Origin of the sequence: Hydrogenophaga sp. RAC07, assembly GCF_001713375.1 — a bacterium.
In the GTDB taxonomy this organism is placed as follows: Bacteria; Pseudomonadota; Gammaproteobacteria; order Burkholderiales; family Burkholderiaceae_C; genus Hydrogenophaga.
Genome location: NZ_CP016449.1, coordinates 3,436,623 through 3,460,027 on the forward strand (window position 1 = coordinate 3,436,623; position 23,405 = coordinate 3,460,027).

Here is a 23,405-nt window from a genome sequence, read left to right on the forward strand (position 1 = left end):
CGATGGAAGCCGCCAAGCCCTGGACCCCGCCCGCAGCCAACGCCCCCGTGGCCACGGCGCGCAAGACCGATTGGGGCCGCGCCCTGCCCTTCGTGGGCCCGGTCGTGCTCTTCATCATCTGGGACCTGGTGGTGCGCACCGGCTTCATCAAACCCATCCTGCTGCCCGCACCGGTGGATGCCATCGGCGCCCTGCTCAGCGGCCTGGCCGGTGGCCCGCTGCTGACCGACTTTGCCGTGACCGTCTGGCGCACGGTGCAGGCCTTCCTGATCGCGGCTGTGGTCGGCATGCCCCTGGGTGTGCTGCTCGGCAGCAACGAGAAGGCCTACCGCAGCGTGGAGTTCCTGATCGACTTCTTCCGCTCCACGCCCTCGTCGGCCCTCATCCCGCTGTTCCTCATGGTGTTCGGCGTGTCCGACATCAACAAGGTCGCCATCGCTGCGTTCGGTGCGCTGCTGATCGTGATCTTCAACAGCGCCTACGGCGTGATCAACGCGCGCAAGCAGCGCGTGATGGCGGCCAAGGTGATGGGCGCCACGCGCTGGCAGGTGTTCAAGGACGTGTTGATCTGGGAGAGCCTGCAACCCAGCTTTGTGGGCCTGCGCTCGGCCGTTTCCATGGCGCTGGTGATCGTGATCGTGGCCGAGATGTTCATCGGCGCCGACAGCGGCCTGGGCAACCGCATCATCAACTCGCAGCAGGTGATGAACGTGAAGGACATGTACGCGTCCATCCTGGCCGCGGGTGCGCTGGGCTATGCGCTCAACGTGCTGTTTCTCTTGATCGAACGCAAGATCGTCCACTGGAGCGGAAGATGAGCACTGTGTTGAATGCCCCCGTGTTTGCCGACGTGCCCGCGCCTGCCTTCCAGCCCGGTCCGGCCGGCACGCACATCACCATCCGCGGCCTCACCAAGTACTTTGCCGGCTGGCCGCTGTACGAGAACTTCGACCTCGACATCCCCAAACACAAGATCGTCTCGGTGTTCGGGCCCAACGGCTGCGGCAAGAGCACGCTGATCAACATGATCGCGGGCCTGGTGCCGATCGACAGCGGCGAGATCCTGTTCGACGGCAAGAGCCTGAAGGACACCAAGATCGGCTACGTGTTCCAGAACTACCGCGAGGCCATGTTCCCGTGGATGCGCACCATCGACAACATCGCCTACCCGCTCAAGCTCGAAGGCAGGAGCAAGGCCGAGGTGGACCGCCGCATGGCCGAGCTGGTGGCCTCGTTCGACGTGAAGTTCGACCTCAACCGCTACCCCTACGAACTCTCGGGCGGGCAGCAGCAGACCGCGTCGATCATGCGGGCGCTGGCGCCCAACCCCGAGGTGCTGTTCCTCGACGAACCCTTCTCTGCGCTGGACTTCGAGATGACGCTGTTCATCCGCGAGAAGCTGCAGGAGGTTTTCATGCAGACCGGCACCACCATGGTGCTGGTCTCGCACGACCTGGAAGAAGCCGTGTACCTGGCCGACCAGGTGCTGCTGCTCACCAAGCGGCCCACCAAGGTGGCCGAGATCCTGCCTTACGACGACCCGCGTCCGCGCACCACCGCCACGCTGTCCGAGGCCAGCTTCATCGCCGCGAAAAAGCGCAGCCTGGAAATCTTCCAGCGTGAGGTGCGCCGATGAACGAGCCGCAGACCCTGGCCTATGTGCAGGCCGCGGCCCTGGCCGTGGACCTGCCGCTGAGCGAAGCGCAAGCGCAGCGCGTGGCCACCCACCTGCAACGCACCGCGGTACTGGCTGCGCTGCTCGACGGCTTCGAACTGGCACCGCACGACGAGCCCGCCGAGATCTACTGCCCGGCGCCGTTTCAAGCTTCACAACACTGAGGGCGCGCCATGAACGCTCCCTTGTCCCTGAGTCAGGCTGCGCAGGCGGTGGCCAGTGGCAGCCAGAGCGCCGCCGGGTTGCTCGAAGCCTGCATCGCGCGCATCGAAACCACCGACGGCCGCGTGAACGCCTTCACCGGCACCCGCTTTGAAGCCGCCCGGGTACAAGCCGCGCGGGTGGACGCACAACGCGCGCGCGGCGAACCGCTGGGTCCGCTGGCCGGTGTGCCGTTCGCGGTGAAGAACCTGTTCGACATTGCCGGTGAGGTGACCCTGGCCGGCTCGCGGGTCAACCGCACCGACCCACCCGCCAGCACCGACGCGGTGCTGGTGGAACGCCTGCAGGCCGCTGGTGCGGTGCTGGTGGGCTCGCTCAACATGGACGAGTACGCCTACGGATTCACCACCGAAAACACCCACTACGGCCCCACGCGGAACCCGCACAACCTGGACTGCTCGGCCGGTGGATCGTCGGGCGGATCCGGCGCGGCGGTGGCCGCAGGACAGGTGCCGCTGACACTGGGGTCGGACACCAACGGCTCGATCCGCGTGCCCTCCTCGCTGTGCGGCGTGTGGGGCCTCAAGCCGACCTTCGGCCGGCTCTCGCGACGCGGCAGCTACCCGTTTGTGCACAGCCTGGACCACCTCGGCCCGTTTGCCGACGACCTGCCCGGCCTGGCCCTGGCCTACGACGCGCTGCAAGGCGCCGATCCGCTGGATCCTGGGTGCCACGCCACGACCGTGCAGCCCACCGTGCGTTCGCTGGGCCTGGGCATCAAAGGCCTGCGCGTGGGTGTGCTGGGTGGTTACTTCGCCGAACATGCCACCGCACCCGCGCGGGAGGTGGCAGCGCTCGCTGCGCAGGCCCTGGGCGCCACGGTCACCATGGAATGGCCCGACGCCGTGCAGGCGCGCGCGGCGGCCTTCATCGTGAGCGCCAGCGAAGGCGGCGCCCAGCACCTGCACCGCCTGCGCACGCAAGCCGCCGACTTCGAGCCGCTGTCGGTGGACCGCTTCATCTCGGGCGCGCTGCAACCCGCCGCGTGGTACGTGCGCGCGCAGCGCTTTCGCCGTGTCTACCGCGACAAGGTCAACGCCCTGTTTCGCGACTGGGACGTGCTGATCGCGCCCGCCACGCCCGTGCCGGCGCAGCCCCTGGGCACCGAGTGGGTCGAGATCAACGGCCAGCGCCTGCCCTGCCGCCCCTCCATCGGCCTGCTCACGCAACCTATTTCGTTCGCGGGCTGCCCGGTGGTCGCGGCGCCGCTGTGGCCCTCGGGTACGGAAGGCCTGCCCATCGGCGTGCAGCTGATCGCCGCCCCCTGGCGCGAAGACCTGGCCTTGCGCGCCGGCATGGCGCTGCACAATGCGGGCCTTGCCCACTGCAAACCCGTGGAGTTCTGAATGGATATCAACCTGCCCGACGTGCTGGCCGAGGTGACGGCCGCCTTTGAGCGCTATGAGCAAGCCCTGGTCGGCAACGACGTGGCTGTGCTCGACGAGCTGTTCTGGGACAGCCCCCACACGCTGCGTTATGGCGCCACCGAAAACCTCTACGGCATCGACGAAATCCGCGCGTTTCGCAATGGCCGACCTGCGGCCGGCCTGCAGCGCACGGTGCTGCGAACGGCCATCACCACGCACGGCCGGGATACCGCCACCACCAACATCGAGTTCCAGCGCGAGGGCAACCCACGCATCGGCCGCCAGAGCCAGACCTGGGTGCGCATGGCCGAGGGCTGGCGCGTGGTCTCGGCCCACGTGAGCTGGATGGCCTGATGGCCAAGCATCCCGCCACAGCCCCCACGCGGACCCTGCGCCCGGTGCGCGCCCGCTCCGCCAAGGCCGTCGTCGTGGAACCCTTCCAGTCGCGCGCCGAAGAGGTCTACCGCCAGGTCAAGCAGGACATCGCCGACTTCCGCCTGGTGCCCGGCGACCGCTTCACCGAACACGAACTCTGTGCCCGGCTGGACGTCTCGCGCACGCCGGTGCGCCAGGCGCTGTTCCGCCTGCAGCAAGATGGCCTGGTCGAGGTGATGTTTCGCAGCGGCTGGCGCGTGCTGCCGTTCGACTTCGACAAGTTCGACCAGCTCTACGACCTGCGCATGGTGCTCGAGACGGCTGCGGTGCAACGCTTGTGTCTGCACGACGTGGCGGCCTCATCGCCGCAGTTGCAGGCGCTCAAGGAACGCTGGCTGGTGCCGGTGGCCGAGCGCAGCACCGACCCGGCCGAGGTGGCGGCCTGGGACGAGGCCTTTCACGAGACGCTGGTGAGCGCGGCCGGCAACGCCGAGCTGGCGCGCGTGCACCACGAAGTGACCGAGCGCATCCGCATCATCCGCCGGCTCGACTTTCTGCAACAGGTGCGCATCGACGCCACCTTTGAGGAACACGCCAAGATCCTGCGCGCCATCCTGGCGCGCAAGGCCGACCGCGCCGACCTGCTGCTGCGCTCGCACATCCAGGCCAGCCAGAGCGAAGTGCGCAAGATCACCCTGCACCAGGTGTACCTGGCGCAGCAGGTGGCGCCGGCGGCCTGAGGCCGCAGACCCTGCGGCCAACCGATCACACCCCGGCGAGCAGTTCCTTCGACGTCGCCGACCAGCCCACGATCGCGCCTTGTGCGGTGATCATGGCCAGCGCCGCCGCGTGGAATTCGGGGAAGTAGCTGGCGGTGCCGTCTTCCAGCACCAGGCAGTCGTAGCCCCGGTCGTTGGCCTCGCGCAGTGTGGACTGCACACACACCTCGGTGGTCACGCCCGCCACCACCAGCTGGGTGATGCCCCGCAACTGCAGCTGCTGCTGCAGGTCGGTGGCGTAGAACGCACCTTTGCCCGGCTTGTCGATGACCAGTTCACCGGCAACCGGTGCCAGCTCGGGCACGATCTGGTTGCCCGGCTCACCGCGCACCAGCACGCGCCCCATCGGCCCCACGTCGCCGATGCGCAGGCTGGGCGATCCGCGCAGGCGCTTGGCCGGCGGGCAGTCGCTCAGATCGGGCGCGTGCGATTCGCGTGTGTGCACCACGAGACCACCCATGGCGCGCCACGCGGCGAGCACGTTCGCTATTGCCGGCACGATGGCCTGCAGCGGCTCCACCGTGTTGCCCAGCGATTCACCAAATCCGCCGGGCTCCACGAAATCGCGTTGCATGTCGATGATGACCAAGGCCGCGTGGGCCGGGTCGAATTCGAAGTTGAACGGGCGGGCGGTCACCGTGCTCATGTCAGCGCCTCCTCCGTCTGCGGTGCGCCCTGCGCCGCTTCTTCGCCATGGCCACCGGCCATGTGGGCGCCCAGCAGCTTGCGGTCGGCACCCTCGGCGGGTGTCTCGAACACGAGTTGCCCACCGCTGATCACGGCCACGCGGTCGGCCAGCTGCATCAGTTCGTCGAGGTCTTCGCTGATCAGCAGCACGGCCGCACCCCGGTTGCGTGCGGCCACCAGCCGCGCGTGGATCTCGGCGGTGGCGGCGAAGTCCAGGCCGAAGGTCGGGTTGCTCACCAGCAGCAGCCGCGCCTCGCCCGCGAGTTCGCGCGCCAGCACGGCGCGCTGCACGTTGCCGCCCGAAAGCGCCCGAATGGGTGCGGCGATGCCAGGGGTCTTCACGCGGTACTCGTCCACCCAGCGCTGCGCCATGGTGCGCAGCCGGGGCCACCTCACAAAACCGGCCTGTGCCTGCGGCGCTTCGTCGAACAGACGCAGCGCCATGTTTTCCGCCACGCTCATGTCGGGCACGCAGGCGTTGATGAGCGGCTCCTCGGGGAGGCTGCGCACCTGCAGCACGCGGTTCTGCTGGCGCTTGCCAGCGTAGGCTTCACCGCGCACCGTCACGTCACCTCCCAGGCGCGCACGCTGACCGGTGAGGGCCTGCATCAGCTCTTTCTGGCCATTGCCCGACACGCCCGCAATGCCCAGGATCTCGCCCGCGCGCACCTGCAGCGTGAGGCCGTTGAGCGCGAGGTCACCGCGGTCGCCCATCACGGTGAGCTCGTCCACCACCAGCGTCACCTCGGCGTCGAACGGCTGCGCGGTCTTCTCCAGCAGGGCTTTCTCGGCGGCCTGGCCCACCATGGCGTGCGCAAGCTCGTCGGGGTCGGTCTGCGCCACGGCCTTGCTCAGCACCAGCTGGCCGCGCCGCAGCACCGACACGTCGTCCGCATAGGCCGTGACCTCGCGGAACTTGTGCGTGATCATGACGATGGAACAAATGCCGGCGTGCGCACGCTCTTTCAGCGCGCCCAGCACCTCGTCGGCTTCCTGCGGCGTGAGCACCGAGGTGGGCTCGTCCAGGATCAACAGCCGCGGGCGCAGCAGCATCTGCTTGAGGATCTCCAGCTTCTGCTTTTGCCCGGCCGAGAGGTCGATGGGGTAGGCGTCGAGGTCGAGCGAGAAAGGCGCGCTGGCCATGAAGGCGCCGAGCTCGGCGCGCGCGGCCTTCCAGTCGATGACGGCAGGCAGCGCGCCGCGCGCGAGCAGCAGGTTCTCGGCCACGGTCATGCCGGGCACCACGGTGAAGTGCTGGTAGACCATGCCGATGCCGAGCTCGCGTGCCACGCTGGGCGAATGGATGTCCTGCTCGCGGCCGTCGATCAGCACCGAGCCTTCGTCGCCCCGGTGGTAGCCCACCACGGCCTTCACAAAGGTGCTCTTGCCCGCGCCGTTTTCACCGAGCAGCGCGTGCACGGTGCCGGGCCGCACGGTGAGCGACACACCATCGAGCGCGGTGAAGGCGCCGAAGCGTTTGGTCAGCTGGTAGGTGTCGAGTTGAAGCGCGTGCATGGGGAGTCCTTCACAACGACCGCAGGGCCTGGACGATCGCCGCCGTGTCGCTCACCGCGCCGAACACACCGCCCTGCATGGGGATCATGTTGAGCGCGGCCTGGTGGTTGCCAGAATCGGTGGCTCCCGTGCCGTCGGACAGCAGCACGCATTCAAAGCCGCGGTCGTTCGCCTCGCGCATGGTGGTGTGCACACACACGTCGGTGGTGATACCGGTGAGGATCAGGTTGCGGATGCCGCGCGTGTGCAGGATCAGCTCGAGATCGGTGGCGTAAAACGATCCCTTGCCCGGTTTGTCAATGACCGGCTCGCCGGGCAGCGGGGCGAGCTCGGGAATGATCTCCCAGCCCGGTTCACCACGCACCAGGATGCGGCCACACGGGCCGGCGTCGCCGATGCCGGCACCCATCTGCCGAGAGCGCCAGCGCTTGTTGGCCGGCAGGTCCGACAGGTCGGGGCGGTGACCTTCGCGGGTGTGGATCACGTGCAGGCCGGCGGCACGTGCGGCCGCCAGCACACGGCCAATGGGCCCGATGGGTGCACGCGTGAGCGAGAGGTCGTAGCCCATGCTGTCCACGTAACCGCCCACGCCGCAGAAATCGATCTGCATGTCGATGATGACCAGCGCGGTGTTGGCCGCGCGCAGGTCGCCGTCGAACGGCCAGGCGTAGGGGTGGGCCTGGGCAAACAGGGGCACTGGGGTACCTTCGCCTTGCAGGCTGCGGTGCGAGCTTGCTTGGGAACGGCCCGGCGCTGCGCTCATGGCTTCTCGAGCAGGTTGGGCACATTGCCCACGAAGGTGCGCGTGGGCGGCTCGAAGCCGCAGGAGCGGCCGTCGGTGTGCACCACGTCGGCTTCCCACGGCAACTTGAAACGACCGGCCACCATGTCCTGCATGAAGGTGTAGGGGCAGTCCTGCGCGCCGCCCTTCACCGCCACATAACCGCGGTGGCTGAACTGGTAGGGGTTGTTCTCCACGCCCCAGTGCAGGCGCGCTTCGCGGATCAGGTCGGGGCGGATCTCGGCGCAGATGATCTCGTCGGCCCGGCCACCGCCTTGCGTGACCACCGTGCCTTCGTGGTCGCAGACCATGGCCTCGCCCATGGAATCGAAACTGCCGTCGCTGCCGCACAGGCACACACTGGCGGTGGCCATGAGGTTCTGGAAGGCGTTGGCCTGGTTGGTGATCTGCCAGGCGTGGCGGATGGGCGCGGTGTAGCCGGCGGTGCGCAGCATGAGCTCGGCGCCCTTGTAGGCGCACTCGCGCGCCATCTCAGGGAACATGCCGTCGTGGCAGATGATGAGCGCGAGCTTGATGCCGCGCGGCCCCTCGATCACCGGAATGCCCATGTTGCCGGGCTCCCAGGGCTCCACCGGCACCCAGGGGTGGAACTTGCGGTAGTAGAGCTTGAGCACGCCCTGGTCGTCAAAGATGATGCCGGTGTTGTACGGATTGCCGCCGGGGTTGGCTTCCATGATGGAGAAACAGCCCCAGATGCGGTGGGTGATGCAGGCCTGGCGCATGGCCTCGACCTCCGGGCCGTCCATGCTCACCATGAGCTCGGGCGCGGTGCTCATCGACAGGCCGTGCAGCGCGTACTCGGGGAACACGATCAGGTCCATCTGGGCGTAGCCGCGCCGGGCCTTCCCCACCATGTCCACGATCTTCTGCGTTTGCGCGGCCAGCTGCGCCGGCGTCTCCACCACCGGCAGCTGCAGCTGGGCCAGACCCACCACCACGCCACCCGGTGACTTGTTCAGTCCACTCAATCCATTCATCGTCATTGCTCCCGTTTCAAGAATCGGTCAACGCTGCATGCCCAGCTCGCTCGGTGCGCCCCGCAGCACGCGCTGCGGCGCACAGGTGACCACGAGGATGACCAGCGTCATCACATAGGGCACGGCGTTGAAGAGGTAGTAGTAGCCGGTGACGCCCACCGACTGCAGCGCCGGGCCCAGCGCGCCCGCGCCGCCAAACAGCAGCGCCGCCCACAGGCAGGCCATGGGCCGCCAGCGCGCAAAGATGACGAGCGCCACGGCAATCAGGCCCTGGCCGCTGGAGAGGCCCTCGTTCCAGCTGCCGGGGTAGTACAGCGAAAGCGATGCGCCCCCCAGGCCGGCGATGGCGCCGCCCACGGTGGTGGCCAGCGTGCGCACCCAGGTGACCGAGGTGCCCAGCGCCCGCGCGGCGTCCGACGAATCGCCCACCATGCGCACCAGCAAACCCCAACGCGTGTTGGCAAAGGCCCAGGCCATGAGCAGTGCCAACACCACGCCGATGGGAAACAGCGCGTTGATGTCGAGCGCGGCGCGCACCTGCGGCGAATCGCTCCAGTTGCCCAGCGGGAGCGAACCCAGGGTGGGCGCCTGCGGCTGGATCAGCGGCTTGCCGAGGTAGAAGGCCAGGCCGATGCCCAGCATCATCACGCCGATGCCCATGGCGATGTCGTTGACGCGCTTCATCGAGCACGCCAGGCCGTGCAGCAGCGCCAGCAAGGCACCACTCGCCGAGCCGGCCAGCACGCCCAACCAGGCCGAACCGCTCCAGTACGCCACGCCGAAGGCGCTCATGGCAGAGAACACGAGCACACCTTCCAGCCCGAGGTTGATGCGGCCCGACTTTTCGGTGAGGCACTCGCCCAGACTCACAAACAGAAATGGCGTACCCACCCGGATGGCGCCGCCCAGGATGGCCAGCAACACAGCACCGATCGCGTCCATGTCCATCAGGCGGCTCCCTTGGGTGCGGCGGGTTGTACCGGCGCCGGCTTGAAGGCACTCCAGCGGATGCGCCCACGCGCGGCCTCGGCCGAGAGGATGAGCACGAACACAAAACCCAGCAGCACCTGCACCGAGGCATCGGGCAGGCCCAGGCGGCGCTGCAGCAGGCTGCCCGCCGCGCCAAAGCCACCAAGCACGACGGCCACCGGAATGATGGCCAGCGGGTTGTGACGAGCCGCGAAGCTCACCAGGATGCCGGTGTAGCCCAGCCCGGCGATCACCGATGCGTTGGCCGCCGTGTGCACCGCGGCGATCTCGATGCCGCCGGCCAGGCCCGCCGCTGCGCCGCCGAGCGCGCAGGCCGTGATGACGAGCCTGCCGGCGGGCAAACCGACCAGGCCGGCGGCGCGCACGTTGCCACCCACCACGCGCGTGGCAAAACCGTGCGTGGTCTGGCCGAGCCACACGGCGGCGAGCACGCAGCACACCACACCCCACACCAGGCCCCAGTGCACATCAAAGCTGCCGATCGGTCCGATCAGCAGACCCTCCTGGAGCGCGAAGGTCGACGGTTTGTTCAGACTCGCCGGGTCGCGCATCGGGCCTTCGACCAGGTGCTTGAACACATTGACCGCCACGTAGGCCAGCAACAGGCTGCTGATGGTTTCGTTCACGCCCCGGTACTGGCGCAACCAGCCCGCCAGCGCAATCCAGGCGGCGCCGCCGAGCGCGGCGGCGAGCATGAGGCTGGTGGTGCCGAACACGCCTTCGGGCACGGCCCACACATAGGGCAAGCCGGCGCAGGCCAGAGCGCCCACGATGAGCGCGCCTTCGCCACCAATGATGGTGAGGCCCGCGCGGGCCGGCAAGGCCACACACAGCGCGGTGAGCATCAAGGGCGCGGCGCGCTGCAAGGTGTTCTGCAGCGAGAACGCATCACCAAACGCGCCGAAGAACAGCAGCCGCCAGACCTCCAGCGGATCAAAACCCGCAAGCGCCACAAACAGGCCGAACAGCAGCAAGGCACCCGCGATGGCGAGCACCGGCAGCAGCACGGCCTCGGCGGTGTCGGTGAAACGGCTCGTCATGGCGTGGCCTGCGTGCCGCAGTCGCTCAGACCTTGCCGACCACGCCTTCGACCAGGTAGTTCATCGATTCGAGCTCGATCGCGGTCTGCTTGAAGACCTTGCCCTTGGGCACCACCACCTTGCCGGTGTTGTCCTTCACCTCGCCGGCAAAGATGTCGAAGTCGCCCTTGAGCATGCGCGCCTTGATCGCGTCGGCCTGCTTGCGCGCCGGCTCGCTCACGGCGGGGCCGTAGGCCGAGGTCTTCACGAAGCCGTCGCGCAGGCCACCGCGCACGAAGTTGGGGTGCGGCTTGCCGGTGCGGGCGGCGTCGATCATGGTGGTCACGGGCGTGACCCAGTTCCACTCGGCCCCGGTCAGGTAGGCCTGGGGCGCGAGCTTGGACTGGTCGGCGTGGTAGCCACACACCATCTTGCCGCGGCGCGCAGCGGTCTCCACGATCACCTTGGGCGAGTCCACGTGCATGGTGAACACGTCCACACCCTGGTCGGCCAGGCTGCTGGTGGCTTCGGCCTCTTTCACCGGCAACGACCAGTCGCCCGTGAAGATCACGGTGGTGGTGATGCCCGGGTCCACCGAGCGCGCGCCCATGGTGAAGGCGTTGATGTTGCGCAGCACCTGCGGGATCGGCTTGGCGGCGATGAAACCGAGCTTCTTGCTCTTGCTCATGTGGCCGGCCACCACGCCGTTGAGGTACTGGGCTTCCTCGATGTAGCCGAAATAGCTTGCTGCGTTGGTCGGGTGTTTGCCAGCCGTCCACAGGCCGCCGCAATGCGCGAAACGCACGCCCGCGTTCTTGGGTGCCACGGCGAGGATGTGGGGATCAAAGTAACCGAACGAGGTGGGAAACAGCAGCGTGGCGCCGTCCTGCGAAATCATGCCCTGCATGCTGCGCTGCACGGCCTGCGTCTCGGGCACGCTCTCCTCTTCAACCACCTTCACGCCCGGCATCTTCTTGAGCACGGCGGCCGATTCGGCGTGCGCCTGGTTGTAGCCGTAGTCGTCGCGCGGGCCCACATACAGAAAGCCCACGGTGATGGGCGCCTGCGCGTGTGCCACCAGCGGCAGGCCGCTCAATGCCAGCCCGGCACCCATGGCGCCCGAGCCCAGAATCCAGTCGCGACGGTTCCACATTGCCTTGTCCATGAGTGACCTCTTTTCAAATCCGTTGGTGGGGTGATCGGTGTCTTGCGTCGGATGGGTCCTGACGTAACACCATCTTGTATTCAAGACGATGCACTGCTAGCAATGGGCGTGCCAAACGCCGCGCCGCAGCCGCTGCAACCTGCGTTTCAAGGGCGTGGAGCGGGATACCCGTGGGCCGCACACGCACGTTGCGGCGTGTGCCCAGCCGCCCGTCGGGCACGTGCGCAGTGCGTGAGGCACCCGCATGCCCACGCGCGGTGCACGCCGGGCACCCCGGGTCGCACCAGCGAGGCGCGGCGGCTCTCACCAGGCCCCGCGCGCCATGGCACACGCCTTGCTGTCACCCGGTGGCGGTGCACATCCCTGCGCCGCCCACCAGGAAACACCATGCACACCACCCACCTCCGCCGCCGCCAACTCCTGCAGGCCGCCGCGTTCACCGCGCTCACACCCGCCCTGGCGGCACGCGCCACGAGCTACCCCGTCAAGCCGGTCCGGCTGGTGATTCCCTTCCCCGCCGGCGGCGCCACCGACTACGCGGCACGCGCAGTCGGTCAGGCACTCGCCGAACGCTGGAACCAGCCGGTGGTGTTCGACAACCGGTCCGGCGCGGGCTCCACCATCGGCACGCAGATCGGGGCCAAAAGCGCGCCCGACGGCTACACCATCGTGATGGGCATCCCGGCGGGCGTGAGCATTGCGCCACACATCTACCCCAACCTGGGCTACGACCCCCTGACCGACCTGGCGCCCATCACCGGCTTTGCGAGTTCACCGCTGGTGGTGCTGGTGCCCACCGACTCACCTTTCAAGACGCTGGGCGAGCTGCTGGCGTTCGCACGCGCCAACCCGGGCAAGCTGTCCTATGCGTCCAACGGCGCGGGTTCGCTGCCGCACCTCACCACCGAGTGGCTGCTCTCGCAAGCCAGGGCGCAGGTGATGCACGTGCCCTACCGCGGCAGCGCACAGGCATTGCCCGACCTGGTGGCGGGCCGGACCAGCTTCATGATCGACATCATCGTCTCGGGCCTGCCCCTGGTGGAAGGCGGCAAGCTGCGCGCACTGGCCGTCACGGCGCCGCAGCGCACCACGCTGTTGCCCGACGTGCCCACGGTCGCCCAGAGCGGGTTTCCCGGCTTTGCGGTGGACCAGTGGTACGGCTTCTTCGCTCCCGTGGGCACACCGCCCGAGATCGTGCAGCAGGTGGCACAGGACGTGAAGGTGGTGACCGAATCGACCCGTCTGCGCGGCCTGATGTGGCAGCGCGGCGCCGAGGTGAACTACCTGGCAGGCCCGGCCTTTGCCAGCATGGTGCAACGTGACTGGCAACGCTGGAAAACGGTGGCCGCGTCCACCGGTGCCCGGGCGCAGTGAAGCAGGCTCAGTTCGCCAGGCCGCTGCCCGGAAAGTCGTAGCTGTCGTCCAGCACCTTGGCGGCCATGCGCGGCAGCATGCGGCCGATGAAGGTTTCGCCCAGCCAGCGGCGCAGCTGCGGTACCGGGGCGCCGGGTTCGATCTCGAAGCTCAGGCTGCTGAAGCTGCCGATGCCGTCGTCCACCAGCAGCCCGGACGGCAGCGCGGGCGCTGCGCCGGTGTCGTCCAGCGGCGTGACGGCTTCGAGTTTCCAGGCGCTGAGGAAACGATCGAAGTAGCCCACCGTGCCCTGGCGCCAGACCTGGGCCACGTACACGTTCCAGCCGCCTGGGTGCTCCACCACAAAACCCCAGGCGAATTCGTGCACCTGCTCGGGGGCCCGCGCAAACACGCCGATCTCCTGCACTTCTTCGCGCGCGGCGTACTCGGAGAACAAAGGCCCGGGGCCGCTGGCCTGGCCCTGCACAAAGCGTTCGATCTCCTGCGACTCGGGCACGAACAGGGCTTGCTGGGTAGGGGCCGACTTGCGCGCCCGCTTGAGCAACCGCTCGGTCGCGTCCACGGTTTTCTGGGCATTGATGCAGCGGTCGCGGAAGGTTCGGCGCCCCTCTTCGGTGGAGATCAGGGCCACGGTCTCGTCGAACGCGGCGTCGTCCTGCAGATGCCCCGACTCGCGCATGTGCAGCACGATGTCGAGCATGGAGTTGCGGGTGATGTGCTCGATCATGTAGGCCATCTCGCCGCCCTCGTAGTCGGTCATCGACGACTTGATCCAGGCCATCAGCTCCAGGCCCGAAAGACCTTGCGGGGCACGCGGCATGTCGTTGAACAAAGCCCGAAGCACCCGCACGGTGTCCAGATCACTCGCCATAAATCCCTCCAGGCAGACGCGTTCGCGCAAATGGGTGGCCAGCCAGACTGGCCTGCAATACCCGCTACAGTGGCAAGCATAGTTCCGAACCGGCGTTCCTCTCAGCTTGAATGCGTCACGCCCGGAGCTTCGCGGCGGTCGTTCGTGACGGTTTTGGCATCCTCGACCCGCCTACCGGTCAACCCGGCCACACAGGCCGCCCATCCCCCCTCCAGGAGACACACATGCACCTCAAATCCTTGCTCGCCGGCCTCACGCTGGCTCTCGCCGCCGCCGCCGTGTCCGCCCAGGACACCGTGGTCTACCACTTCGACAACACCGTGGCCCAAGGCCTCAAGGGTCTGCGCAATGTGCGCAACCACCTCGACACCGACCCCAAGGCCAGGATCACCATCGTCACCCACGCCGATGGTGTGGACATGCTGATGGAGGGCGCCAAGGCGGCCAACGGCACCGAGTTTGCGACCCTGGTTTCGGCCCTCAAGAGCCGGGGTGTGGCGTTCGAGATCTGCGAGATCACGCTGAAGAACCGCGACCTCAAGAAGGAGCAGTTCATTCAGGAGGCCGACTTCACGCCATCGGGCGTGGTCCGGATTGCCAAGTTGCAGAAGCAGGGCTTCGCCTACATCAAGCCCTGAGCCTTCGCGACCGGCAGGTCGTTCTTTCGGTGCCAAACAATCTATTGACTAACAATCTATTTGTTAATAGACTATCTGCACATATTCGAAGGAGCGCCCCATGACGACCACCTCTGCCAACCCCCAGGTTCACGGCCTGTTCGACCCCGCCACCTGGACCGTCACCTACGTGGTGCACAACGGTCCGGGCAGCGACGCCGCGATCATCGATTCGGTGCTCGACTACGACCCCAAATCGGGCCGCACGCAGCACACATCCGCCGACCAGGTGGTCGAGTACGTGCGCGCCAACGACCTCAAGGTGCGCTGGATTCTCGAAACCCACGCCCACGCCGACCACCTCTCGGCTGCGCCGTACTTGCGCGCCCAGCTGGGTGGGCAGATCGGCATCGGCGGCAACATCACCCAGGTTCAGAAGGTGTTCAAGGGTGTGTTCAATCTGGAGCCAGGCTTCAAGCAGGACGGCTCCCAGTTCGACCACCTGTTTCAGGAAGGTGAGTCCATCCCGCTGGGCGCGCTGTCGGGTGACGTGCTGTTCGTGCCCGGCCACACGCCGGCCTGCGCGGCCTACCGCTTTGGCGACGCGGTGTTTGTGGGCGACACGCTGTTCATGCCCGATGTGGGCACCGCGCGCTGCGACTTCCCCGGCGGTGACGCCCACGCGCTCTACGCCTCCACCCGCAAGCTGCTGAGCCTGCCGCCCGAAACGCGGCTGTTCATGTGCCACGACTACCCGCCCAACGACCGGCCGGTGGCGTTCGAGACCACGGTGGCCGAACAGCGCGCGAACAACATCCACGTGCACGACGGCGTGAGCGAAGAGGAGTTCGTAGCCATGCGCACGAAGCGCGACGCCACGCTGGAGATGCCCACGCTGATCCTGCCTTCGGTGCAGGTCAACATCCGCGCCGGTGAACTGCCACCGAAAGAAGACAACGGCGTGGCCTACCTGAAGATCCCGCTCAACGCGCTCTGATCCATCCACCGCACCTCTCCGGACCAGCACCATGACGACCGTCTCCGTTTCGCTCCAGCAGCAGGCCGACTACCGCTTCGAGATTCGCTTCGGCGACGGCATTGCGACACTGGTCGCCGACGAACCCGCACCGCTGGGTCAGGGTGCGGGCCCCTCGCCCGCACAGCTGCTGTGTGCCTCGGTGGGCAACTGCCTGAGCGACTCGCTGCTGTTTGCACTGCGCAAGTTCAAGCAGGTGCCCGAGCCCTTGCGCTGTGAAGTGCAGGCCGAGGTGGGCCGCAACGCAGAGAACCGGCTCCGCATCCTGGGCATGCACGCCACCATCACCCTGGGTGTGGCGGCCGGCACGTTGGAACACCTGGACCGTGCACTCGGACAGTTCGAAGAGTTCTGCACCGTCACACAGAGCGTGCGCCAGTCCTTTCCGGTGCGCGTGACCGTAGTCGACGCCGACGGTCTCACTCTGCGCGATCAGACCTGAGTCGCGCAGCGGGTTTCTCCCTTCCCTGGTCCTTCACCCGGATCGACTCCACCGTGCCGGCATAACGGCCCAGGCCCTGCAGCAACACCGCGGCGGCCTCGGGACCGATCTCGGTGAGCAATTCACGCTCGGCTTTCTTCACCGCCTTGCCGAAGGCGGCCAGCCATTCGCGGCCAGCGTCGGTGAACTGCACCGTGCGGGCGCGCTTGTCGCTCGCATCCACCTCGCGCACCACCAGACCCAAGGACTCGCACTGGTCGATCAGTTCGGTCATGGCGGCGTTCGTCATGTGGGCGCGCCGCGCCAGCTCGGTGATGCGGGTGCCGTCCAGGTCCAGATGGCGGGTGAGGTTCACATGGGGCAGCCGGGTGTCGGCATGGCCGGCGTCGGACATGAGTTCGAGCACGCGCGCTTCGAAGCGGGTCACGGCGTTGCCCAGAATCCGGCCCGCATTGCCCAGGCGCCAGGCGTCTTTGGAGTCGCGGGATTGTGACGAAGGGGTGGTCATGCGTAGAATGCAATTTGCTTAGGTAACCTAACCATATGGACAGCGACATGCCAGCCACCGCCCCTCCCCGGGAAAGTCTGCTTGAACTGCAAGCCGCCCGTGGCGGTGTTCTGGAGGTGGATGTGCTGATCGCCGGCGCGGGCCCCTGTGGCTTGATGCTGGCCAACGAACTCGGTCTGCGCAATGTAGCGTGCCTCGTGCTGGACCCGAAGTCGGGCACCGCCTTCAATCCGCAGGCCAACGCCACGCAGGCACGCACCATGGAGCATTTCCGGCGCATCGGCATTTCACAGGCCGTGCGCGCGCTCGGCCTGCCGCCGGACCACCCAACCGACATCGCCTACTTCACCCGCTTCGCCACACACGAGCTGGCACGCCTGCGCCTGCCGACCGCCGCACAGGCCACGCAGAACATCAAGCACATGGCAGGCTCCTGGAGCGCGGCCGAGCTGCCACACCGCGTGTCCCAGAAGTTCGTGGAAGCGGTGCTGCGCGAACACGCAGAACAACGCACCGGCCGTCGCATCGAATTCGGTTGGCAGCTGCAGTCGTTTGAAGACCAGCCTGACGGCGTGCGGGCGCAGGTCGCGCCCTCCACCACGCAGGGCAGCGCCGTCACCGTGCACGCGCGCTATCTCGTGGGGGCCGACGGTGCGCGCAGCGCCGTGCGCAGCGCGCTGGGCATCCGCCTCGGCGGCGCCACCGGTCTGCAGCGCCAGTTCATGGGCGGCAAGATGTTTGCCATCTACCTGCGCGCGCCCTCGTTCTACCAGCGCTTCCCGCACCAGATTGCGTGGATGTACGTGTCGGTCAACCACGAACGGCGCGTGTTCATGGCCTCGGTGGACGGGCGCGGCGAGTTCGCGTTTCACGCGGCGGTGCATCCGCACGAAACGCCGGAGAACTGGACGCACGAAGACGCGCGCCGTATCGTTGCCGAGGCCAGCGGCATGGTCGATCTCGACATGGACATCCTCTCCACCGGCATCTGGATCGCCGGGCACTCGCTGGTGGCCGAGCGCTACCAGCAGGGGCGTGTGTTCATCGCCGGCGATGCCGCCCACCTGTTCACCCCCACGGGTGGCCTGGGCTACAACACCGCGGTGGGCGATGCCGTCAACCTGGGCTGGAAGCTGTCCGCGGTGGTCAAAGGGCAGGCCCACACCTCGCTGCTGAACAGCTATGAGCTCGAACGCCGCCCGATCGGCCTGCGCAACACGGCCTACGCGCGCGAATTCGCCGATTCGGTGGGCTTGCTGGAAGCCACGCCCGAGCTGGAGACCGAGGGCGCCGAGGGCGACCGGCATCGTGCGCTGGCCGGCACCGCGTTGAACGCACATGTGCGGCGCGAGTTCAACATTCCCGGCGTGACGTTTGGCGAGCGCTGCGACGCCTCGCCACGGGTGTTCGGCGAACCCGCCAGCGTGCCGCCCGACCAGGCCAACGAATACATCCCCTCCACCGTCCCTGGTGGGCGCCTGCCGCACCGCTGGCTGGAGGGCGAACGCTCGCTCTACGACCTGCTGGGTTTCGAGTGGACCGTGCTGGCGCCCGAGCACCTGCGCGATGCGGCACAGGCGCTGGTGAACGCTGGCACGTCCTTCGGACTCAGCGTGCAGGCGCTGGTGCTGCCAGCCGACACGGTGGGTGGTCTGCTGGACGACGGCATGCTGGTCGTTCGGCCCGACCAGGTGGTTGCCTGGCGCGGCAGCACCGCGCCGGAACCCACCGCCATCTGGACCCGTGTGGCGGCCGCGGTCACTCGGCCTGGATGCCCGCCGCCTTGATGATCTCGCCCCACTTGCGTGTTTCGGCCGCTTGGAATTTCGCCAGGCCATCGGGCGTGCTGGTGAACGCCTCCGAACCACTGCTCTCGAAGAAGCCCTTGGCCTGCGCGCTCGCGGTGGCACGCACCATCAGTTCGTTGAGCCGCTGAACCGCGGCCGGTGGCGTGCCGACGGGTGCATACGCCGCGAACCAGTACCCCATCTCGTAGCCCGCCACACCCGCCTCGGCGATGGTGGGCACGTTGGGCAACATGGGCGCCCGCTTGGAAGCCGTCACGCCCAGGGCGCGCAGCTTGTCGGCCTTCACCTGCGGAACGCCGGTGGACATGTCGGCGAACATCATGTTGATCTGCCCACCCAGCAGGTCGGTGATGGCGTTGGGATTGCTCTTGTAAGGCACGTGCAGAATCTGCACACCGGCCATCTGCTGGAAGAGTTCACCCGCGATGCGACTCGACGAACTGCCACTGCCGAAGTTGAGTTTGCCGGGCGATTTTTTGGCCTCGGCAATCACGTCGGCGACCGTCTTGAAGCCCGACGCGGGGTTGACCACCATCACCTGGCCGCCCTTGCCCAAAGCCGCGATGGGTGCGAAATCCTTCACCGGGTCGTAGCTGAGTTTTTTGTACAGGTGCTCGTTGGCGGCGTGCGTGGTGTTGGTGGTGATGAGCACCGTGTAGCCGTCCGCGGGCGCCTTGGCCACCGCAGCCGCCGCGATCATGCCGCTGGCACCCGCCTTGTTCTCCACCACCACAGGCTGACCCGTGTCGTTGGTGACCGATTGGCCCAGGGCGCGCGCCAACTGGTCGGTGGCGCTGCCGGCTGCGAACGGCACCACAAACGTGATGGGGCGCGAAGGGAAAGCCTGCGTCTGGGCCAGAGCGAGCACAGGGCCCAGACCCAGGATGGCGATGGCCGAGGTGGCCAGCAGCTGGCGGCGTTTGTTGAATGGAATCTTCATGGTGTTGTCTCCTTGTTGGAACGGTCAGTGAAAAAAGGGGCGCGGGAAGCGCGTTCAGGACAGGCCGGCGAAGTGGCCCTGCAGGGACGCCGGCACCTCCACGGGCAGTTCGAGCAGCAGGTACGACAAGGCCTTGCCGTGGCTGTCGAGGTTGAGCGAATCGTTCACGCCACCGTCGAGCACGTCGTCGATCACGAAGTTCATGGCGTGCAGCTGGGGCAGCAGGTAACGAGTGACCGCGCGGGGCCGCCTGGGCGCGAACTGGCGGGCCACGGCCTGGTCGGTCACCTGCTCGACAAGCACCGGCCACAGCGCGGGATCCCACGCGATCACGCTGATGTTCGAGCGGTTGCCCTTGTCGCCGGTGCGGCTGTGGGCCAGCCTGTACAGCGGAACGGTCACACGGTGGTCGGCGCTCATTCGGCCACCTCCAGCGACGCTGCGCCGACCATGGCATGGCCCACCGAAATGGCTTCCCGGGGCACCAGGCAGGACACCATGCCCAGACGCGGACGCACACCCGTGCGGACTCCGCCGCCGCCCGCGGGACCACAGCAATACAAAGCCGTCACCTCGCGCACGAGGCGCTCGGCCTGGCTGCGATCGTGGTGCTGCATGGCCACGCGCAAACGAACGTCGCGCGACTCGCCCAGCGCCGGGTCGTCGAGCCAGTGACTGGCGTCGTCGCCCAGCACACTGGTCACACCGATCAAGTCAACGCGCAGCGGCGCCGTGTCGGCCAGGCGCTCGCGCAACACCTGCGCAGCCAGGCGCGCGCGCGCTTCGGCCCGGGGTCCCGCGTAGGAGATTTCACCCTCGGCAAACCACCCGGCCTCGAAGCAGGCGTTCACCTTGAGCGTTGTAGGTCGCGGGTGGCCTCTCACCCCCTCAAGCCGCACGCAGTCGGGACCGACCTGCCGCACGCGCGCTGCCGTGATGTCGGCCACCACATCGGGCGTCAGATAAGAAGCCGGATCGTGCAGTTCGTAGAGCAGTTGCTCCTTCACCGTGCGTTCGTCGATGCGCCCGCCCGTGCCCGCGGGTTTTGTGATGGTGCAGTCGCCACTGTCTTCGATCTCCGCGATCGGATAACCCAACGAGGCCAGGCCGGGCACGTCCTTGTAGCCGGGGTCGGCGAAGTACCCGCCCGACACCTGCGAACCGCATTCCAGCAAATGCCCCGCCATGGTGGCGCGTGCCAGCCGGTCCCAATCGTCCAGGCGCCAGCCGAAATGTGCGAGCGCAGGGCCCAGCACCAACGAGGGATCGGCCACCCGGCCGCAGACCACGATGTCCGCGCCCGCGCGCAAGGCATCGGCAATGGGCTCGGCACCAATGTAGGCATTGGCGCTCACGATGGGTTCGCCGGGCATGGCCGTGCCCAGGGACGTCTCCAGCAGGGCGCGGTGTCGGGCGCCCGACACGTCGTCGCCATGCACCACCGCCACCCGTGGCGGCCGCACACCCAGCTCCTTCGCCAGCGCCTGGATGCGGCGCGCGGCGCCCAGCGGGTTGGCCGCACCGAAGTTGCTGACGATGCGGATGCCGTGCTCCATGCACAAGCCCAGCGCCGGGCGCAACAGGTCGTCCAGCAGCGGCTCGTAGCCCGCATCGGGTTGGTTGCGGCGCGCCAGGTGGGCCAGCGCCAGCGTGCGCTCGGCCAAGGTCTCGAACATCAACACGGCCGGCTGCCCACGCCGGATGAGTTCGCGCACCACAGGCAGGGCCGCGTCGGTTCGATCGCCTGAAAAACCGGCTGCGCAGCCGATCAACAAATGGGGAAGCTTCATCGCCTTCGTGTCTCCTGCCGACGACTCTAGGCGATGCGTGCTTCACGTAGAAATCGATTCTTCAGATCGACTCATCGGGAAAGCGAATGAATCTTTCAGAACCCCAGACGCTCCACCAGCCACACCGAGCCGATCACCGCGATGGCCAGCGACCCGCCGGCCACCACCACCCAGCGGTAAAACGCGGTGTGGCGCAGCAGCCAGGCCACCGGCAGAAACGCCAGCACGATGGCGAGCTGGCCGAGCTCCACGCCGACGTTGAAACCCCCCAGCGCCAGCGCGAGCTGCTGCGCGGGCAAGGCCAGGTCGAGCAGCACGTTGGCAAAGCCGAACCCGTGGATGAGGCCGAAGACAAAGGCCAGGCGCCAGCGCTTGAGCGAGAACCAGCCCAGCAGGTTGTTGAGCGCGGCCAGGATCACCGAGAGCGCGATCACCGATTCGATGATGGTCACTGGCGGGTTGACCCAGCCCACAATGGACGCCACCAGCGTGATGGAGTGCGCCACGGTGAAGGCAGTGACCACCGCCAGCACGTCCATGAACGAGGTGCGAAAACTCTCCACCGCAGGCCAGCTCGTCACCCGTGAGCGCGAAGGCACCAGCGGTGCGAGCACCAGCAGGCTGAGCAGAAACAGGATGTGGTCGATGCCGATCCAGATGTGCCACACGCCTTCGACCACATAACGCGCGAACACCGACCAGCCCGAGACTTCGCCCGCCAGCAGTTCGGCTTCGGGCCGGTCCGGACTCAGGATGGCACTGCTCTGCGCACCCGGCACATCCACCTTGAGCAGACCGCGGTGCAGGTTGTCCTGGTCGAAGATCAGGCCGTACTTGAGCGAGAGCCGTTGGGACGCAACGTCTTGCGGGTCGGCGCAGGCCAGGCGCCATTCGGCGCTGAGGTAGAAGCCGTCCGAATGGGGACTGGCCATCACATCCAGGGGCTGCAACTCACAGGGCGCCGAGCTGCCGCGCACGGTGATGCCCTGCTGCATCCACGCCTTGAGCTCGTTGATGCGGCCTGCGGTTTCGCCCCAGCTCACCCGGCCATCGCGGTCGTCGTCCAGGTCGAAGATCAGGTCCACATCGCGCAGGTTGATGTCGGTGCGCAGCACGAGATCGGAGCCGCGCTGCGACAACGACAGGTAGGCGTTGCTGCTGGAGTGGGCGAGTGCGGAGCCGGTGAAGGAAACGAACAGGGCCAGCAAGGCCAGGCGCGTGGCCAGGTGTCTGTACAGGAAGGTCATCAGGATTTGCCCAACCGGGTTTGCAGTTCGTCAGCCAGCGCCTTGAGCAACGGGTCGGTGTAGCCGGTGGCCGCCATCCAGCCCAGCACGGGCTCGGCGAGTCTGGGCTGGTTGGCCTTGAGCGCCGCCTGCACCAGCAGCACCGCATCGGCGGGTTCGTTCTGCGTGCGCCAGTTCTCGGCCGCGAGCTTGAGGCCTTGCGCGTTGTCGCGCCCAAAGGTGATGAGGTAGACCATGGTGGGCCGCTCGATCAGGCTCTCGCCGCGCAGGGCCTGGTTGTTCATGCGGTTCTCGAACTGGTCGGCCAGGCGCTGCGTGTCGCCGTCTTTCAGGCCCCGGCTGGCCAGCAGCGCCTGCACCAGCAGCGCGTCGGTTGGCGAGGGCGAATCGGCGTAACGTTTCGCCTGGGCGAACTGGCCTTGCTGGTTCAGCAGCTCGGTGAGCGTGAGCCGCACCAGATGCGACTCGGGCCTGGAACGCAGGTGCTTCTCCCACACGGCGATGGCTTGCGCATATTGGCCTGCCGCGCGGTACGCCTCACCCTGGTGGTAACGCAACCAGTCCTGCGTGAACGGGCCCTGGTAGTCGGGCAGATCCACCAGGCGGTTGAGCATGGGAATGGCTTGCTGCGCCTGGCCGCTGCGGTAGAGCAGCGTGGCGGCGCAGGCCTGGCCTTCGTCGCGGCCGAAGCGCTGCGCGATCGCATCGCAGTCGGTGCGCGCGGCCGCCATGTTGGCGGTGAGCAGGTGCAGCGAAAAGCGCCACGACCAGTACTCGGGCTGCGCAGGGTCGAGTGTGATGGCCGCACTCAGGTCATCAATGCCGCCTTCGAAATCGTGAAAGCCCTGCTTCACCAGCGCTCGCAAGAAATGGCCCTCGGCCGGCAGCGATGTGGCCGTCCACCAGGGCTGCAGCGCCGCCTTGGCCGAGCCGTACCAACGCAGATCGCCTTCGGTCAAACCGAGCAGGAACACGGCGCGGGCGTAGTTCAGGGCGGCGGGCAGGTGGTTGCGGTTCTTGCGCCATTCGCGCTCCACCTCTCGCAATGCGCCGGCCTGGTTGCTCTGCGCATGCACCGAGGCAGGCAACACGATCTGTTCGGGCGCGGGCGTCAATCGGGGTTGCGCCCAGGCACCCGTTGAAACACCGATTACAAGGGTCAGCAGGGCTTTGCAACAGGGTTTCCACCTGAATCCAAT

25 protein-coding genes are annotated in these 23,405 nt (G+C 67.4%); 11 read left to right on the forward strand and 14 right to left on the reverse strand.

Going from position 1 to position 23,405, the window contains the following annotated elements; all coding sequences use genetic code 11:
* Positions 1 to 2 precede the first annotated feature (2 nt).
* The 6 genes from BSY239_RS16125 to BSY239_RS16150 are packed head-to-tail and all read left to right on the forward strand — an operon-like array spanning position 3 to position 4,379.
* Positions 3 to 818, forward strand: coding sequence for an ABC transporter permease (locus BSY239_RS16125; protein ID WP_069047689.1), 816 nt, complete (start codon positions 3 to 5; stop codon positions 816 to 818).
* Positions 815 to 1,636, forward strand: coding sequence for an ABC transporter ATP-binding protein (locus tag BSY239_RS16130; RefSeq protein WP_069047690.1), 822 nt, complete (start codon positions 815 to 817; stop codon positions 1,634 to 1,636). Before BSY239_RS16125 ends, BSY239_RS16130 begins: the two co-directional genes overlap by 4 nt.
* A complete protein-coding gene (locus BSY239_RS16135) occupies positions 1,633 to 1,839 on the forward strand; it encodes a DUF4089 domain-containing protein (protein ID WP_069047691.1) in 207 nt (68 codons plus the stop codon). The genes BSY239_RS16130 and BSY239_RS16135 overlap by 4 nt, the downstream gene beginning before the upstream one ends.
* 9 nt (positions 1,840 to 1,848) lie before the next feature.
* Positions 1,849 to 3,243, forward strand: coding sequence for an AtzE family amidohydrolase (locus tag BSY239_RS16140; protein WP_069047692.1), 1,395 nt, complete (start codon positions 1,849 to 1,851; stop codon positions 3,241 to 3,243).
* Positions 3,244 to 3,618, forward strand: coding sequence for an oxalurate catabolism protein HpxZ (gene hpxZ, locus BSY239_RS16145; RefSeq protein ID WP_069047693.1), 375 nt, complete (start codon positions 3,244 to 3,246; stop codon positions 3,616 to 3,618).
* Positions 3,618 to 4,379 (forward strand): GntR family transcriptional regulator, encoded by a 762-nt coding sequence (locus BSY239_RS16150; RefSeq protein WP_083240017.1) that lies wholly within the window; start codon positions 3,618 to 3,620, stop codon positions 4,377 to 4,379. Before hpxZ ends, BSY239_RS16150 begins: the two co-directional genes overlap by 1 nt.
* A gap of 25 nt (positions 4,380 to 4,404) precedes the next feature.
* Here the strand turns inward: BSY239_RS16150 and BSY239_RS16155 are convergent, their stop codons facing one another.
* From BSY239_RS16155 to BSY239_RS16185, 7 genes are read right to left on the reverse strand one after another with little or no spacing between them, the layout of a single operon-like run.
* Positions 4,405 to 5,064 carry a cysteine hydrolase family protein gene (locus BSY239_RS16155; RefSeq protein WP_069047694.1) on the reverse strand — a complete coding sequence of 220 codons (660 nt, stop codon included), beginning with the start codon at positions 5,062 to 5,064 and terminating at the stop codon, positions 4,405 to 4,407.
* Complete coding sequence (locus BSY239_RS16160) at positions 5,061 to 6,620, reverse strand: ABC transporter ATP-binding protein (protein WP_069047695.1); 1,560 nt, start codon at positions 6,618 to 6,620, stop codon at positions 5,061 to 5,063. Before BSY239_RS16160 ends, BSY239_RS16155 begins: the two co-directional genes overlap by 4 nt.
* Before the next feature lie 10 nt (positions 6,621 to 6,630).
* A complete protein-coding gene (gene biuH, locus BSY239_RS16165) occupies positions 6,631 to 7,383 on the reverse strand; it encodes a biuret amidohydrolase (protein WP_083240018.1) in 753 nt (250 codons plus the stop codon).
* Positions 7,380 to 8,399: a formamidase gene (locus BSY239_RS16170; RefSeq protein ID WP_069049040.1), complete on the reverse strand. Its 1,020-nt coding sequence runs from the start codon at positions 8,397 to 8,399 to the stop codon at positions 7,380 to 7,382. Before BSY239_RS16170 ends, biuH begins: the two co-directional genes overlap by 4 nt.
* 27 nt (positions 8,400 to 8,426) lie before the next feature.
* Positions 8,427 to 9,347: an ABC transporter permease gene (locus tag BSY239_RS16175; RefSeq protein ID WP_069047696.1), complete on the reverse strand. Its 921-nt coding sequence runs from the start codon at positions 9,345 to 9,347 to the stop codon at positions 8,427 to 8,429.
* Complete coding sequence (locus BSY239_RS16180) at positions 9,347 to 10,429, reverse strand: ABC transporter permease (RefSeq protein WP_069047697.1); 1,083 nt, start codon at positions 10,427 to 10,429, stop codon at positions 9,347 to 9,349. Before BSY239_RS16180 ends, BSY239_RS16175 begins: the two co-directional genes overlap by 1 nt.
* A 25-nt stretch (positions 10,430 to 10,454) precedes the next feature.
* A complete protein-coding gene (locus BSY239_RS16185) occupies positions 10,455 to 11,561 on the reverse strand; it encodes a BMP family ABC transporter substrate-binding protein (RefSeq protein ID WP_069049041.1) in 1,107 nt (368 codons plus the stop codon).
* 399 nt (positions 11,562 to 11,960) lie between these two features.
* Here BSY239_RS16185 and BSY239_RS16190 point away from each other — a divergent pair, with 399 nt between their 5' ends.
* Positions 11,961 to 12,947, forward strand: a complete 987-nt coding sequence (locus BSY239_RS16190) for a Bug family tripartite tricarboxylate transporter substrate binding protein (RefSeq protein ID WP_069047698.1) — start codon at positions 11,961 to 11,963, stop codon at positions 12,945 to 12,947.
* 7 nt (positions 12,948 to 12,954) lie between these two features.
* Here the strand turns inward: BSY239_RS16190 and BSY239_RS16195 are convergent, their stop codons facing one another.
* Positions 12,955 to 13,818, reverse strand: coding sequence for a hypothetical protein (locus BSY239_RS16195; protein WP_069047699.1), 864 nt, complete (start codon positions 13,816 to 13,818; stop codon positions 12,955 to 12,957).
* Between the two features lie 224 nt (positions 13,819 to 14,042).
* On the opposite strand from BSY239_RS16195, the gene BSY239_RS16200 reads away from it, so the two are divergent.
* From BSY239_RS16200 to BSY239_RS16210, 3 genes are all read left to right on the forward strand, one after another.
* Positions 14,043 to 14,456 carry a DsrE family protein gene (locus BSY239_RS16200; RefSeq protein ID WP_069047700.1) on the forward strand — a complete coding sequence of 138 codons (414 nt, stop codon included), beginning with the start codon at positions 14,043 to 14,045 and terminating at the stop codon, positions 14,454 to 14,456.
* A 100-nt stretch (positions 14,457 to 14,556) separates the two neighbouring features.
* A complete protein-coding gene (locus BSY239_RS16205) occupies positions 14,557 to 15,432 on the forward strand; it encodes an MBL fold metallo-hydrolase (protein WP_069047701.1) in 876 nt (291 codons plus the stop codon).
* A gap of 31 nt (positions 15,433 to 15,463) precedes the next feature.
* A complete protein-coding gene (locus tag BSY239_RS16210; RefSeq protein WP_069047702.1) occupies positions 15,464 to 15,913 on the forward strand; it encodes an OsmC family protein in 450 nt (149 codons plus the stop codon).
* Here the strand turns inward: BSY239_RS16210 and BSY239_RS16215 are convergent.
* A complete protein-coding gene (locus BSY239_RS16215) occupies positions 15,891 to 16,421 on the reverse strand; it encodes a MarR family winged helix-turn-helix transcriptional regulator (RefSeq protein ID WP_069047703.1) in 531 nt (176 codons plus the stop codon). The genes BSY239_RS16210 and BSY239_RS16215 overlap by 23 nt on opposite strands.
* Before the next feature lie 47 nt (positions 16,422 to 16,468).
* Between BSY239_RS16215 and BSY239_RS16220 the strand changes: the two genes are divergently transcribed.
* A complete protein-coding gene (locus BSY239_RS16220) occupies positions 16,469 to 18,208 on the forward strand; it encodes an FAD-dependent monooxygenase (protein WP_083240207.1) in 1,740 nt (579 codons plus the stop codon).
* On the opposite strand, the gene BSY239_RS16225 is transcribed toward BSY239_RS16220, so the two are convergent.
* The 5 genes from BSY239_RS16225 to BSY239_RS16245 all read right to left on the reverse strand — a co-directional run bounded on the left by BSY239_RS16225 (position 18,180) and on the right by BSY239_RS16245 (position 23,321).
* The gene (locus tag BSY239_RS16225; RefSeq protein ID WP_069047704.1) at positions 18,180 to 19,169 is read right to left on the reverse strand and encodes a Bug family tripartite tricarboxylate transporter substrate binding protein; all 990 of its coding nucleotides are present in this window, start codon (positions 19,167 to 19,169) and stop codon (positions 18,180 to 18,182) included. The genes BSY239_RS16220 and BSY239_RS16225 overlap by 29 nt on opposite strands.
* Before the next feature lie 54 nt (positions 19,170 to 19,223).
* The gene (locus BSY239_RS16230) at positions 19,224 to 19,589 is read right to left on the reverse strand and encodes an AtuA-related protein (protein ID WP_069047705.1); all 366 of its coding nucleotides are present in this window, start codon (positions 19,587 to 19,589) and stop codon (positions 19,224 to 19,226) included.
* On the reverse strand, positions 19,586 to 20,959 hold the full coding sequence (locus BSY239_RS16235; RefSeq protein ID WP_069047706.1) for an acyclic terpene utilization AtuA family protein: 1,374 nt from the start codon (positions 20,957 to 20,959) through the stop codon (positions 19,586 to 19,588). Before BSY239_RS16235 ends, BSY239_RS16230 begins: the two co-directional genes overlap by 4 nt.
* Positions 20,960 to 21,054: 95 nt before the next feature.
* Positions 21,055 to 22,206, reverse strand: a complete 1,152-nt coding sequence (locus tag BSY239_RS16240; protein WP_069047707.1) for a HupE/UreJ family protein — start codon at positions 22,204 to 22,206, stop codon at positions 21,055 to 21,057.
* Positions 22,206 to 23,321: a tetratricopeptide repeat protein gene (locus BSY239_RS16245; RefSeq protein WP_069047708.1), complete on the reverse strand. Its 1,116-nt coding sequence runs from the start codon at positions 23,319 to 23,321 to the stop codon at positions 22,206 to 22,208. The genes BSY239_RS16240 and BSY239_RS16245 overlap by 1 nt, the downstream gene beginning before the upstream one ends.
* Positions 23,322 to 23,405 lie beyond the last annotated feature (84 nt).